The 15,035-nt window shown below is 69.2% G+C and carries 6 protein-coding genes, 1 tRNA gene and 1 rRNA gene; 7 read left to right on the plus strand and 1 reads right to left on the minus strand.

Annotated elements, in window-relative coordinates; genetic code table 11:
- From rrf to AB0959_RS47115, 3 genes are all read left to right on the plus strand, one after another.
- Positions 1–95: ribosomal RNA gene (gene rrf / locus AB0959_RS47105) — 5S ribosomal RNA — on the plus strand; the annotation flags it as partial.
- Positions 96–209: 114 nt separating this feature from the next.
- The gene (locus tag AB0959_RS47110; RefSeq protein WP_366833133.1) at positions 210–875 is read left to right on the plus strand and encodes a DegT/DnrJ/EryC1/StrS family aminotransferase; all 666 of its coding nucleotides are present in this window, start codon (positions 210–212) and stop codon (positions 873–875) included.
- Positions 876–954: 79 nt separating this feature from the next.
- Positions 955–1,027: transfer RNA gene (locus AB0959_RS47115), tRNA-Thr, on the plus strand.
- A 51-nt stretch (positions 1,028–1,078) separates the two neighbouring features.
- Here the strand turns inward: AB0959_RS47115 and AB0959_RS47120 are convergent.
- Positions 1,079–3,850 (minus strand): SpoIIE family protein phosphatase, encoded by a 2,772-nt coding sequence (locus AB0959_RS47120; protein ID WP_366833101.1) that lies wholly within the window; start codon positions 3,848–3,850, stop codon positions 1,079–1,081.
- A gap of 375 nt (positions 3,851–4,225) precedes the next feature.
- Between AB0959_RS47120 and AB0959_RS47125 the strand changes: the two genes are divergently transcribed.
- From AB0959_RS47125 to AB0959_RS47140, 4 genes are all read left to right on the plus strand, one after another.
- On the plus strand, positions 4,226–9,712 hold the full coding sequence (locus AB0959_RS47125) for a HAMP domain-containing protein (RefSeq protein WP_366833102.1): 5,487 nt from the start codon (positions 4,226–4,228) through the stop codon (positions 9,710–9,712).
- A 340-nt stretch (positions 9,713–10,052) separates the two neighbouring features.
- Positions 10,053–10,736 (plus strand): response regulator, encoded by a 684-nt coding sequence (locus tag AB0959_RS47130; RefSeq protein ID WP_366833103.1) that lies wholly within the window; start codon positions 10,053–10,055, stop codon positions 10,734–10,736.
- A 310-nt stretch (positions 10,737–11,046) separates the two neighbouring features.
- A complete protein-coding gene (locus AB0959_RS47135) occupies positions 11,047–13,791 on the plus strand; it encodes a DNA translocase FtsK (protein ID WP_366833104.1) in 2,745 nt (914 codons plus the stop codon).
- A 266-nt stretch (positions 13,792–14,057) separates the two neighbouring features.
- Entirely contained in the window at positions 14,058–14,921 is an 864-nt protein-coding gene (locus AB0959_RS47140; protein ID WP_366833105.1) for a helix-turn-helix domain-containing protein, read from the plus strand.
- Positions 14,922–15,035: the final 114 nt, after the last annotated feature.

Here is a 15,035-nt window from a genome sequence, read left to right on the forward strand (position 1 = left end):
AAACGCCCGGTTACATTCCGAACCCGGAAGCTAAGCCTTACAGCGCCGATGGTACTGCAGGGGGGACCCTGTGGGAGAGTAGGACGCCGCCGAACAAATTGTGAAAGAGTCGGTCCCCGAACTTCGGTTCGGGGACCGACTCTTTTTTGTTTCGCGTTACTTCGTGTTCACGTTGCGCCACCAGCATCCGCAGTATGGGTACAGCCGCAATGCTCAGAGCCGCAGGCATCGGTGTAGGTGACGAGGTCATCGTGCCGGCGTTCGGGAACGTGGAGGTCGCCGAGGCCGTGCAACTGGCCGGTGCGATGCCGGTGTTCGCCGACATAGACCCGGGTACGTACTGCCTGGACGTCACTGCCGTCGACGCTGCCGTCAGCGAGCGCACCGCGGCCGTGATCGTCGTGCACCGCTTCGGCCGGTCCGCGGACATCGGACGGCTGCACGAAGTCGGCCAGCGTCGCGGGCTGTTGGTGCTCGAACAGGGCGAGTCCGAGAGGCCGTACGACGAGGTCGCTCAGCGCAGGGCCCACGCTGCCTATCTCAGCGGCCGGCTGCGCGGGGTGCGTACCCCCGACGGTGGCGGTGAGCACACCTTCCAGCAGTACGTCGTGCGTGTGCCCGGTAATGGCCGGCCTGACCGTGACGCCTTCGCACGCGCCCTGCGGGGTCGCGGAGTCGAGTGCAGGGTGCCGGTGAAGACGCCGGTGCACCGCATGCCCGGGTTCCGGCGGGACGTCTGCCTTCCGGAGACCGAAATCGCCTCGGACGAGACGTTGACGCTGCCCGTGGACGGCTCGCTGACCAAGCGCCAGGTGCAGCGCGTCGTCTCCGCCTGCAACGCGCTGGGTGGGCTGCTGCAGCCCGCTTTCCGGTGAGGCTGCTGGTTCGGAGCACTCACCAGTTCGGGGTATGATCTATTGCGTTGCCGCGAGGGAGACCTCGAAAAGGCGACAGGCCCCTATAGCTCAGTCGGTAGAGCGTCTCCATGGTAAGGAGAAGGTCAACGGTTCGATTCCGTTTGGGGGCTCTGAGCTCTGACAAAAGGCCTCGTCCTGACGGACGAGGCCTTTTTCGTGGGTCAGTCCCTGTGGAGGCCCGGCACCCGCATCGCGAGGATCGCCATGTCGTCGGACGGGGCGTCGGAGGCGAAGCGTTCGACCGCGCGCATGATGCGGGCCGCCACCGCGCCCGCCGTCAGGCCCGTGCAGGTCGTCAGGACGTCGGTGAGGCCGTCGTCGCCCAACATGCGCGTGCCCTCGCGGCGTTCGGTGACGCCGTCCGTCACACAAAGGAGGACATCGCCGGGGTCGAGGGTGACGGTCTGCTCGTACAGCTCCAGGTCCTCCATGACGCCGAGCAGCGGCTGGGGTTCGGCGGCCGGTTCGACCGAGCCGTCCTGGCGCAGGCGGAGGGGGAGCGGATGCCCGGCGCAGACGACCTTCAGGACGGCGCTGCCGTCCTCCTGGGGCCACAACTCGCCGTACAGGAGCGTCAGGAAGCGGCTGCGGGCGCCCTCGTCGATGATGGCGGAGTTCAGGCGCTCCAGGACCGCGGGGCCGCCGAAGCCCTCCCTGGCCAGCAGGCGCAGGGCGTGCCGGGCCAGGCCGGTGACCGCGGCCGCCTCAGGGCCCGTACCGCAGACGTCGCCGATGGCGAAGCCGTACGCGCCGTCACGGATCGGGAAGAGGTCGTAGAAGTCACCACCGACCTCGTTGCCCTCGCCGGCCGCGCGGTAGATGACCTCGACCTCGACGCCGTCCACCTCCGGCAGCTCGGGGGGCAGGAGACTGCGCTGGAGGGACTGGCTGATGGCCGTGCGCTCCGAGTACAGGCGGGCGTTGTCCAGGGCCAGGGCGGCCCGGCGGGACAGGTCCTCGGCCAGTTCCAGGATCTCCTGGCGGAAGTGTTCGTCCGTCGGCTTGCCCAGCGTCAGCATGCCGATCACGCGGTTGCGGGCCACCAGCGGGAGGACCACGGTCTCGCCGCCCACCGCCGCGGCCGTCGCGAGTGTCGTGCCGATGCCCGAGCTCACCGTCGCGGGCTCGCCCAGGCCCAGGCTGCGCATCGACGTGCGCAGAGCCGCCTGGTGGGCCGCCTCGGCGGGGGCGGACCAGATGCGGGCGCCCGGGGTGGGGATCGGGTCCGGCGGGGAGATCTTGGAGAGGAGGGCCTTGATGCCGTCGATGCGCTCCTCGTCCTCGTGGAGGACGTAGGACAGATAGGGGTCGGAGGCCTGGTCGGCGATCGTGTAGACCGCGCACCAGGTGGCGAGGGTCGGGATCGTCATCTGGGCCATCAGAGCCAGGGTCTGGTCGCGGTCCAGGGTGCCCGCGAGGAGGTCCGAGGCCTCGACGAGGAAGCTGAGTGAGCCGCGGCGCAGGCGCTCCAGTTCGCCCAGGCGGGCGGACTCGACGGCGAGGGCGATGCGGTCGGCGGCGAACTGGAGGCGCAGGGCCTCCTCGTTGGAGTAGCGGCCCGGTCCCTCGGCCGCCACGCCGAGGGAGCCGGTGAGGCGGCCCTCGACCTTGAGCGGGACCGTGACGACCGAGCGCATGCCGGTGCCGCTGAGCAGCGGTACGGCGCCGGGGACCGCCGTGAGGTCGTCGTGGACCGCCGGCATGCGGGCCGAGCCGTAGCGGCCGGGGCCCGCCTCGACGGGTACGCGGGCGAAGCGCTGGCGGGCGGAGGGGAGGCCGGTGGAGGCGCGGACCTCCAACTCCGTTTCGTCGTCGGTCGCGAGGAGCAGGAAGGCGGAGTCGCCGTCGAGCATGTCGCGTGCGCGTTCGACCGTGCGCTGGAGGAGGCCGTCCAGGTCGTCGGGGGCCGGGGAGCCGATGAAGACTTCGAAGGGGTCCGTGGGCTGTCCGTCGGACGACGTGGCCGTGTCGGAGGCCGACAGGCGCACGGGGGTCTGGAGGACGGCGCGTTCGTGGTCACGTACGAGAAGGCAGACGGTCGAGGGGTCGCCGTCGGTGTCGCGGACGCGGAGGTGCGAGGCGTAGACCGGGGTCACGCGGCCGCTGGCGCCGCGAATGCCGTAACTGCCCTCCCAGCGGGACAGCTGGAGGGCCTCGGCGATGCCGGTGCTGGTGCCGGGGGTGTGCGGCCAGGCCGCGAGGTCGGTGAGGGGCTTGCCGATGACCTGCTCGGCCGCGTACCCGAAGAGTTCCTCGGCGTCCTCGTTCCAGGCGCCGATCGAGCCCGTGCGGTCGATCTGGACCACGGCGACGCGGACCCGGCCGTCGGCGAGCGGGAGGAGGTCGGCGGGGAGCGAGGGGCCGGCCGCGCGGGTGCCCACCGGGCGTTCGGGCAGGTCGAGTTGGAACCACACCTGCTTGTGCGTGGGTGTGTACTCGACGCCCCAGCGCCCCGCCAGTGCCGCGCACAGCTGAAGGCCGCGTCCGCCCTCGCGGTCGGGGCTGCCCATGTTGATGGGTGTGGTCTGGAGAGGGATCTCGCGCTCGGGATATCTGTCGGCGACCTCGATGCGTACGCCGTCGTCGCTGCGCAGGCACAGGACGTCCGCCGATGTGCCCGCGTGCACCACCGCGTTGGTGACCAACTCGCTGGTCAGGACCACGGCGTCGTCGACGATGTCGGCGAAACCCCAGCCCTGGAGGGTGTCTCGGACGAAGGACCGGGCGGTCGCGACCGACCGCCCGACGGGCTCGAAGCTGGCGGCCGCGCGCGCGGTGATCACAGAACTCCTTGTCCGGTTCTCGACGTGCGGGTGGACCTGCGGGGAGACATGCGAGAACCTGCGGCCGACCCGCTCCTGCCGTGGCAGATGCTGGTTCCCCGTCGGCCGAGGATCCTGGGGTGGGCCCCCGGGATGCAGTCCGGTGGTCATGGTGCGGCCGCCCCTCCGATGCCTGCCCGCTCGTGTTCGTGCCACCGCCCAGGCCGGATGTGCCGGCATGGCTGGACAGCCGCATGCAAGGTTACTTACCTTCGCCGTCCATGCGGATGCCGGTCGGCTGTGTTTCCGTCCGGAGAGTGTGTGCGGACCGTGTGCGAAGCTGCCGAACTGTTATGGCCTGGTTCAGCCATGGTGAAACACTGGGCAGGCTTCTAAGGAGGGTCAGGGCAGGTGGGGTGCCTCGGTGCACACCGGGCAGCAGCACCCAGCCGTCCCTGGTATATCGGGCAGGCAGCGGTACCTCGAAGTCCGGGTGGTACCCGAGCACGCAGAGCAGTAACGGTCGACCCCTGCGGGAGGGACACAGTGGAGTCTGGCGCAGCGACGCGGGGCACTAAGACGCGCGCGAAAGGCGGACAGTCCCCGAGTAAGCAGCGCTCGTCGCGCAACGGCGGTACCACAGCGGTGGACACGGCGTCCTTGCACAAGCTGCTGTCGGCCCTGCAGTCGATGCGTGACGGGAACTTCCGCAAACGGCTGACGGTCACCGGTGACGACGTCATGGCGGAGATCGCCGCCGTCTTCAACGAAGTCGCCGACCGAAACCTGCAGCTGACGGGGGAGTTGGCGCGCGTACGGCGCGTGGTGGGGCGTGAGGGCAAGCTCACCGAGCGGCTGGAGACGGGCGCCTGCGAGGGCTCGTGGGCGGCCGCCATCGACAACTCCAACGCGCTGGTCGACGACCTCGTACGGCCCGTTTCCGAGGTCAGCCGGGTGCTGTCCGCGGTGGCCGACGGAGATCTGTCGCCCCGTATGGAGCTGCGATCGCAAGGCGCCGACGGGAACGGGCATCCCCTGCGAGGAGAGTTCCTCAAGGTCGGACGCACGGTCAACAACCTGGTGGACCAGCTGTCGACGTTCACCGACGAGGTCACCCGAGTGGCCAGCGAGGTCGGTACCGAGGGCAAGCTGGGCGGCCAGGCGCGCGTGCGTGGAATGTCCGGTTCATGGAAGGATCTCACCGACTCGGTCAACACGATGGCGTACCGGCTGACCGCGCAGGTGCGGGACATCGCGCTCGTGACGACGGCGGTGGCCAAGGGCGACTTGTCCCGGAAGGTCACGGTTCATGTAGCCGGTGAGATGCTGGAGCTCAAGAACACCGTCAACACGATGGTGGATCAGCTCGCCTCCTTCTCCTCCGAGGTGACCCGGGTGGCCCGCGAGGTGGGTACCGAGGGGGAGCTCGGCGGCCAGGCGCAGGTGCCCGGCGTGTCGGGGGTGTGGAAGGACCTCACCGATTCGGTGAATCTTATGGCCGGCAATCTGACGGCCCAGGTGCGAGGAATCGCACAGGTGACCACAGCCGTCGCCAACGGCGATCTGTCGCAGAAGGTGACGGTGAGCGCACGCGGCGAGGTCGCGCAGCTCGCCGAGACCATCAATCAGATGACGGAGACGCTGCGGACGTTCGCGGACGAGGTGACGCGCGTCGCCAACGAGGTCGGTGCCGAGGGACGGCTCGGCGGGCAGGCCAATGTGCCGGGCGCGGCCGGTACGTGGAAGGACCTGACGGACTCCGTCAACACCGTGTTCCGGAACCTCACCACTCAGGTGAGGGACATCGCGGCCGTGACGACGGCCGTGGCGAACGGTGACCTGTCGCAGAAGGTCACCGTCGACGTCGCCGGCGAGATGCTGGAGCTGAAGAACACCGTCAACACGATGGTGGACCAGCTGTCGGCGTTCGGTGCCGAGGTCACCCGCGTGGCCCGGGAGATCGGCGTCGAGGGTGAGCTGGGCGGCCAGGCGCAGGTGCCCGGTGCGGCCGGTACGTGGAAGGACCTGACGGACTCCGTCAACACGGCGTTCCGCAACCTCACCGGTCAGGTGAGGAACATCGCCCAGGTGACGACGGCGGTGGCCAACGGCGACCTCTCGCAGAAGGTCACGGTCGACGTGTCCGGCGAGATGCTCCAGCTGAAGAACACCGTGAACACGATGGTGGACCAGCTCTCCGCCTTCGGTGCCGAGGTCACGCGCGTGGCCCGTGACGTGGGCACCGAGGGCCGGCTGGGCGGTCAGGCCCGCGTGGAGGGTGTCTCCGGCACCTGGAAGGAGCTCACGGACTCCGTCAACTTCATGGCGGGCAACCTCACCTCGCAGGTGCGGCAGATCGCCCAGGTGACGACCGCGGTGGCCCGGGGTGACCTGTCGCAGAAGATCGACGTGGACGCGCGCGGGGAGATCCTGGAGCTGAAGAACACCCTCAACACGATGGTGGACCAGCTCTCCGCGTTCGCCGACCAGGTGACCCGGGTGGCCCGCGAGGTGGGTACGGAGGGCCGGCTGGGCGGTCAGGCGCAGGTGCCCGGGGTCGCCGGTGTGTGGCGGGACCTCACCGAGTCCGTGAACGGCATGGCGGGCAACCTGACCGGCCAGGTGCGCAACATCGCGCAGGTCGCGACCGCGGTGGCCCGGGGTGACCTGTCGCAGAAGATCGACGTGGACGCGCGCGGGGAGATCCTGGAGCTGAAGAACACCCTCAACACGATGGTGGACCAGCTGTCGAACTTCGCCGAGCAGGTCACGCGGGTGTCCCGCGAGGTGGGTACGGAGGGCATCCTCGGCGGGCAGGCCGAGGTCCAGGGTGTCTCCGGCACCTGGAAGGACCTCACGCAGTCCGTGAACGGCATGGCCAACAACCTGACCATGCAGGTGCGCAACATCGCCGAGGTCACGACGGCGGTGGCCAACGGTGACCTGTCGAAGAAGATCACGGTCGACGCGAAGGGCGAGATCCTCGAACTCGTCACGACGGTCAACACCATGGTCGACCAGCTGTCGAACTTCGCCGAGCAGGTGACCCGCGTGGCCCGTGAGGTGGGCACGGAAGGCCAGCTGGGCGGTCAGGCCCGGGTGCCCGGCGTCTCGGGCATCTGGAAGGACCTGACGGACAACGTCAACGTCATGGCCAACAACCTGACCGGCCAGGTGCGCAACATCTCCCAGGTCGCCACGGCGGTCGCCAACGGTGACCTCACCAAGAAGGTCACCGTCGAGGCGAGCGGCGAGGTCGCCCAGCTCGCCGACACCGTCAACACGATGGTGAAGACCCTGAGCTCGTTCGCCGACCAGGTGACCCGGGTGGCACGCGAGGTGGGCACCGACGGCATCCTCGGCGGCCAGGCGCGCGTACCGGGCGTCTCGGGTACGTGGAAGGACCTCACCGAGTCCGTGAACGGCATGGCGTCCAACCTGACCGGCCAGGTGCGCAACATCGCCATGGTCACGACGGCCATCGCCAAGGGTGACCTGACCAAGAAGATCGACATCGACGCGCGTGGCGAGATCCTGGAGCTCAAGACCACGATCAACACGATGGTCGACCAGCTGTCGTCCTTCGCCGAGGAGGTCACCCGAGTCGCCCGCGAGGTGGGCACCGAGGGGCAGCTGGGCGGCCAGGCGCGCGTGCGGGACGTCGACGGCACCTGGCGCGACCTCACCGAGTCGGTGAACGAGATGGCCGGGAACCTGACCCGGCAGGTGCGCGCCATCGCGCGTGTGGCCACCGCGGTGACCCGCGGCGACCTCAACCTGAAGATCGACGTGGACGCCTCCGGCGAGATCCAGGAGCTTCAGGACTACATCAACAAGATGATCGCCAACCTGCGCGACACCACGATCGCCAACAAGGAGCAGGACTGGCTCAAGGGCAACCTCGCCCGTATCTCCGCCCTCATGCAGGGCCGCCGCGATCTCGCGGACGTGGCCTCGCTGATCATGAGCGAGCTCACGCCCGTCGTCTCCGCGCAGCACGGCGCGTTCTTCCTCTCCATGCCGATGGTCGACAGCAGGGACCGGGGCACGGACGACGACGAGGCGTACGAGCTGCGCATGCTCGGGTCGTACGGCTACTCCATGGGCTCCATGCCGACGTCGTTCCGGCCCGGTGAGGCGCTCATCGGGACGGCCGCGACGGAGCGGCGCACGATCCTGGTGGAGAACGCGCCGAGCGGCTACCTGAAGATCTCCTCCGGGCTCGGCGAGGCGCCCCCGGCTCAGGTCATCGTGCTTCCGGTGCTCTTCGAGGGGACCGTCCTCGGAGTCATCGAGCTGGCGTCCTTCACGCCGTTCACGCAGATCCAGAAGGACTTCCTCAACCAGATCGCCGAGATGATCGCGACGAGCGTCAACACGATCTCGGTCAACACCAAGACCGAGGTGCTGCTGAAGCAGTCGCAGGAGCTGACCGAGCAGCTGCGGCTGCGCTCGGAGGAGCTGGAGCAGCGGCAGAAGGCCCTGCAGGCGTCCAACGCCGAGCTGGAGGACAAGGCGGCGCTGCTGGCCCGGCAGAACCGCGACATCGAGGTCAAGAACACCGAGATCGAGGAGGCGCGGCAGGTCCTGGAGGAGCGCGCCGAACAACTCGCCGTCTCCATGCGCTACAAGAGCGAGTTCCTGGCGAACATGTCGCACGAGCTGCGCACCCCGCTCAACTCGCTGCTGATCCTCGCCAAGCTCCTCGCCGACAACGCCGAGTCGAACCTCACGCCGAAGCAGGTCGAGTTCGCCGAGACGATCCACGGCGCCGGCTCGGACCTGCTCCAGCTGATCAACGACATCCTCGACCTGTCCAAGGTCGAGGCGGGCAAGATGGACGTCTCCCCGACACGCATCGCGCTCGTCCAGCTCGTCGACTACGTGGAGGCCACCTTCCGACCGCTCACCGCGGAGAAGGGCATCGACTTCTCCGTACGGGTGTCGCCGGAGCTGCCCGCCACGCTGCACACCGACGAGCAGCGGCTCCTTCAGGTGCTGCGCAACCTGCTGTCCAACGCGGTCAAGTTCACCGACACGGGGGCGGTCGAGCTGGTCATCCGGCCCGCGAGCGCGGACGTCCCGGTGGCCATCCGGGAGCAGTTGCTGGAGGCCGGCTCGCTGCGGGACGCGGACGCCGACCTGATCGCGTTCTCCGTGACCGACACCGGCATCGGTATCGCGGCCAGCAAGATGCGGGTGATCTTCGACGCCTTCAAGCAGGCCGACGGGACCACGAGCCGCAAGTACGGCGGTACGGGTCTGGGGCTGTCCATCTCGCGGGAGATCGCGCGCCTGCTGGGCGGTGAGATCCACGCCCAGAGCGAGCCCGGACGCGGCTCCACCTTCACGCTGTATTTGCCGCTGCACCCGAGTGAACTGCCGCCGCAGGGGTACACGCAGCCCGCGGCCGCGATGATCGATCCCGGCGACCTGGTGGCGTCCGCGACGGAGGAGCTGTCCGTGCCGAACATCGAGACGCCGGCCGAGGTGAGGTCGTACCACGCGACCCAGAACGGGCCCGCGGCGCTCTTCAGGCGGCGCCGCAGGGCGCTGCCGGCGGCCGAACCGCGGCCCCTGCACGCGGCCCCGGGACAGGAGCAGTGGACGGCCAACGGACAGGAGGCCGCCGCGCACCCGCGGGAGAGCATCCGGTTCGCCAGCGAGAAGGTACTGATCGTCGACGACGACATCCGCAACGTGTTCGCGCTGACCAGCGTCCTGGAGCAGCACGGCCTGTCGGTGCTGTACGCCGAGAACGGCCGCGAGGGCATCGAGGTCCTGGAGCAGCACGACGACGTGGCGGTGGTCCTGATGGACATCATGATGCCGGAGATGGACGGGTACGCGACGACGACGGCGATCCGCCGGATGCCCCAGTTCGCCGGCCTGCCGATCATCGCGCTGACCGCCAAGGCGATGAAGGGAGACCGCGAGAAGGCCATCGAGTCGGGTGCCTCGGACTACGTCACGAAGCCCGTCGACCCCGATCACCTGCTCGCGGTCATGGATGAGTGGATGCGTGCCGAGTGAGTGTCCGGATGCTGTGGGTGCGCGCCGGTGACCGGCGCGCCGGGGGTGGTGAGTCGCCGCCTCCGTGTGCCTCTTCGTATACCCGAAATCGCATAACTGACCGTGGCGGTGGTCGTGTAGAGGATCGGGATTCGGGGAACCTTCTGGTCTCCCGCTACGTTTCTGCTACGTGCACAGTGACATCGCGGTGACAGGGTGTGGCGACGGGCGGGGTGCGGCTACCATGACCGGCACAAGGACGGACGGCGCAAGGGAGTCGTCCCCTGGGGCGACGCCCGGCGGTGTCGTCCCAAGTCCTGAGGACAGGGGAGGCCCCACGCCGGGGCGAGGAGGGCGGGCCATGGTGCAGAAGGCCAAGATCCTCCTGGTCGATGACCGGCCGGAGAATCTGCTGGCGCTGGAGGCCATTCTCTCTGCGCTCGATCAGACGCTGGTGCGGGCATCGTCCGGGGAGGAAGCGCTCAAAGCGCTGCTGACGGACGACTTCGCGGTCATTCTGCTGGACGTCCAGATGCCGGGTATGGACGGATTCGAAACCGCTGCGCACATCAAGCGGCGAGAACGGACCCGGGACATCCCGATCATCTTCCTCACCGCCATCAACCACGGTCCGCATCACACCTTCCGCGGGTACGCGGCGGGTGCGGTGGACTACATCTCCAAGCCGTTCGACCCGTGGGTGCTGCGGGCGAAGGTGTCCGTGTTCGTCGAGCTGTACATGAAGAACTGCCAGCTCCGGGAGCAAGCGGCCCTGTTGCGGCTGCAGTTGGAGGGTGGCGGCAAGTCGGCGGTCGGAGAGGGCAAGGAGCCGGTCGGGCTCCTCGCGGAGCTCTCCGCGCGGCTCGCGGCGGTCGAGGAGCAGGCCGAGGCGTTGTCGAAGCAGCTCGACGACGAGTCGGCGGATGCCGCGGCGGTGGCGACCGCGGCTCATCTCGAACGCAAACTGACGGGACTGCGCAGGGCGCTGGACGCGTTGGAGCCCGGGGCGGGGAGCGGGGCGGCCTCGTTGCCGTCGCAGAACTGAGCGGGGCCTGTGTGGGTTCGGTGACTCTTTGCTCGGGCGGGGTCGGGGCTGGGGCCTGAGGTTCTCGCCCCCGCCGTCCCTACCCGTCCCGTCCCTGGGGGCTCCGCCCCCAGACCGATGTGGGCCTCGTCCGTAAGCGCCGGACGGGCTGGATGTGCCTGGCCAGGTCTGCCAGGCGGCCCAACAGTCGTGAGGAGCCGTCAGCCTTCTCCCCGGCCACGTCAGTTTGACGCCCCTGCGAGGGCGACACGAACGGGTGAAGCACAAACCACACGTGTCCGCTGTGGTCTCCACCGGTAACCTCACACTCATGGCCCCACGTCAGCCCGCAGCCAAGAAGCCCGCCAAGAAGGCGGCTGCTCCGTCGAAGGCTGCGGCGAAGAAGGCCCCTGCGAAGAAGACCGCGGCGAAGAGGGCGCCCGCCAAGAAGGCCGCGACGAAGAAGGCGGCCCCTCCGAAGCCCGCGCCCAGCCCGACCGGAGGCGTGTACAGGCTTGTGCGCGCCGTCTGGCTCGGTGCCGCGCACGCGGTCGGCGCCGTGTTCCGAGGCATAGGGCAGGGCGCGCGGAATCTCGACCCGGCGCACAGGAAGGACGGGATCGCGCTGCTGCTGCTCGCCCTGGCCCTGATCGTCGCCGCCGGCACCTGGTCCAACCTGCGGGGCCCGGTCGGCGACCTCGTGGAGATGCTCGTCACCGGTGCCTTCGGGCGGCTCGACCTGATCGTGCCGCTCGTGCTCGCGGCGATCGCCGTCCGATTCATCCGGCACCCCGAGAAGCCGGAGGCCAACGGCCGCATCGTCATCGGCCTGTCCGCGCTCCTCATCGGCGTGCTCGGCCAGGTCCACCTCGCGTGCGGGGCGCCCGCGCGCAGCGACGGCATGCAGGCGATCAGGGACGCCGGCGGGCTCATCGGCTGGGGCGCGGCCACACCCCTCACGTACACGATGGGCGAGGTCCTCGCCGTACCGCTCCTCGTGCTGCTCACGATCTTCGGCCTGCTCGTCGTCACGGCGACGCCGGTCAACGCCATCCCCCAGCGGCTTCGGCTGCTCGGCCGGAAGCTGGGCATCGTCCAGGACCGCGCCGTCGAGGAATTCCCCGAGGACGACCAGCGCTACGACGACCAGTGGCGCGAGTCGCTGCCGCCGCGCTCCCGCGGCCGCAGGTCCGCCCCTGAGGCGTACGACCCGGACGACGCCGAGCAGGAGGCCCTCTCGCAGCGCCGTGGGCGCCCCCGGCGGTCCGCCACGCCCCAGCCCGAGCCCGACCGGCCCCTGGACGCCGTGGACGTCGCCGCGGCCGCCGCGGCAGCGCTCGACGGTGCCGTCCTGCACGGCATGCCGCCCTCGCCGCTCGTCGCCGACCTCACCCAGGGCGTCACCGTCGAACGCGACGGCTACGAGGAGACGACGCCCATTCCGGCCTCGCGCTCCAAGGGGTCCAAGGAGGCGTCCAAGCAGGCCGCCAAGCCGCCCAAGCAGGAGAAGCTGAAGGCGGAGGTCGCCGACCTCACCAAGGCGCCGCCCGCCGAGACCCGCGACCTTCCGCCGCGTGCCGAACAGCTCCAGCTGTCCGGCGACATCACCTACTCCCTGCCCTCACTCGACCTCCTGGAGCGCGGGGGCCCCGGAAAGGCCCGCAGCGCGGCCAACGACGCCATAGTCGAGTCCCTGACCACCGTGTTCACCGAGTTCAAGGTCGACGCCGGCGTCACCGGCTTCACGCGCGGGCCGACGGTCACGCGCTACGAGGTCGAGCTCGGCCCCGCCGTGAAGGTCGAGCGGATCACCGCGCTGACGAAGAACATCGCGTACGCCGTCGCCAGCCCCGACGTGCGGATCATCTCGCCGATCCCCGGCAAGTCCGCGGTCGGCATCGAGATTCCCAACACCGACCGGGAGATGGTCAATCTCGGTGACGTGCTGCGCCTGGCGGACGCGGCCGAGGACGACCATCCGATGCTGGTCGCGCTCGGCAAGGACGTCGAGGGCGGCTACGTGATGGCCAACCTGGCGAAGATGCCGCACGTCCTCGTCGCCGGTGCCACCGGTTCCGGCAAGTCGTCCTGCATCAACTGCCTCATCACGTCCGTCATGGTGCGCGCCACTCCCGAGGACGTCCGTATGGTCCTCGTCGACCCCAAGCGCGTCGAACTGACCGCCTACGAGGGCATCCCGCACCTGATCACGCCGATCATCACGAACCCCAAGCGGGCCGCCGAGGCGCTCCAGTGGGTCGTACGGGAGATGGACCTCAGGTACGACGACCTCGCCGCGTACGGCTACCGGCACATCGACGACTTCAACCAGGCCGTGCGCAGTGGCAAACTCAAGACGCCCGAAGGCAGCGAGCGCGAGCTCCAGGCGTACCCGTACCTGCTGGTCATCGTCGACGAGCTGGCCGACCTGATGATGGTGGCGCCACGGGACGTCGAGGACGCCATCGTGCGCATCACCCAGCTCGCGCGCGCGGCCGGCATCCACCTGGTGCTCGCCACGCAGCGGCCCTCGGTCGACGTCGTGACGGGCCTGATCAAGGCGAACGTGCCCTCGCGGCTCGCGTTCGCCACCTCCTCGCTCGCCGACTCGCGCGTCATCCTCGACCAGCCGGGCGCCGAGAAACTCATCGGCAAGGGCGACGGGCTCTTCCTGCCGATGGGGGCGAGCAAGCCGACCCGTATGCAGGGCGCGTTCGTGACCGAGGACGAGGTCGCGGCCGTCGTCCAGCACTGCAAGGACCAGATGACGCCCGTCTTCCGGGACGACGTCACCGTGGGCACCAAGCAGAAGAAGGAGATCGACGAGGACATCGGCGACGACCTCGACCTGCTGTGCCAGGCGGCCGAACTGGTCGTCACCACGCAGTTCGGGTCGACCTCGATGCTCCAGCGCAAACTGCGCGTGGGCTTCGCCAAGGCCGGGCGGCTGATGGACCTCATGGAGTCGCGCAACATCGTGGGCCCGAGCGAGGGCTCCAAGGCGCGTGACGTCCTGGTGAAGGCCGACGAGTTGGACGGGGTGCTCGCGGTGATTCGTGGGGAGTCCGACGGCTAGGGAGACCGGTCGCCGGGAAGACTGTTCACGAGTGATGCACTGCAAACGAGGTAATCGAACGTGACTCACCCGTAAGGAAATGGCGAGCAACCGTTTCCCGTCGGCGTACGTCAAGTTGAGGGAGGCGACAGCTATGTGCCTCACCCTCAGGATGTCCGGCCATTCCGATGGCGTACAAAGTCCTACCGCCCGGTTGCCCCACCCTTTCGTACCCCCCCTAGACTGAACGTCCAGCACAGGTGGCTACACGCTCGAAAGGCGCCCCCGTGTCCATCGGCAATTCCCCTGACGGAAACGTCCCCGAAGACGAGCGTCTGTTCGAAGAAGACCGCGACGAACGTGAGGCGGAACGCATCTCGATCGGCCGTGCCCTCCAACAGGCGCGCATCGACGCCGGGCTGACCGTCGACGACGTCAGCAACGCCACCCGGGTGCGTATCTCCATCGTGCACGCCATCGAGCAGGACGACTTCGCTCCCTGTGGCGGTGACGTCTACGCGCGCGGGCACATCCGCACGCTCGCGCGCGCGGTGCGCATGGATCCCGCGCCGCTGCTCGCGCAGTTCGAGGCCGACCACGGCGGGCGCCCCGCCCCCACCCCTGCCGCCCCGCTGTTCGAGGCGGAGCGCATCCGTCCGGAGCGGCGCGGGCCCAACTGGACCGCGGCCATGGTCGCCGCGATCGTCGCGGTGATCGGCTTCGTCGGCTTCACGCTGTTCAACGGCGGAGACGACGGCGACAAGACGGCGGTCGCCGAGGGTTCCACGCCGACGACGAGCAAGCCCGGATCGCCCACGCCCAAGAACGACAAGTCCGACGGCGACCCGAAGCCCGACGCGTCGGACAGCGCCATCGCGGCCGCGCCCCAGGACAAGGTGACCGTCCAGGTCAGGGCCGACGACGGCCGCAGCTGGATCTCGGCCAAGGACCACAACGGCCGGCTGCTCTTCGACGGGCTCCTGCAGCAGGGCGAGTCCAAGACCTTCCAGGACAAGGAGAAGGTCGACCTCGTCCTCGGTGACGCGGGCGCGATCCAGCTGTACGTGAACGGCAAGAAGATCGAGGACGAGTGGCGGCCCGGCGCGGTCGAACGCCTGACGTACACGAAGGGCGACCCCGAGGCCGGATAGCCGATGCGCCTCGGTTCGCAGGGGCGAGCCGACAGGGACGACAGAACACGGGGTTGGCCGGGATCGGCCAACCCCGTCGACGTGGGGTGTCAGCGGGACGAAGTAGTCTTGAGC

The organism is Streptomyces sp. NPDC046862 (assembly GCF_040704615.1).
Taxonomy (GTDB): domain Bacteria; phylum Actinomycetota; class Actinomycetes; order Streptomycetales; family Streptomycetaceae; genus Streptomyces.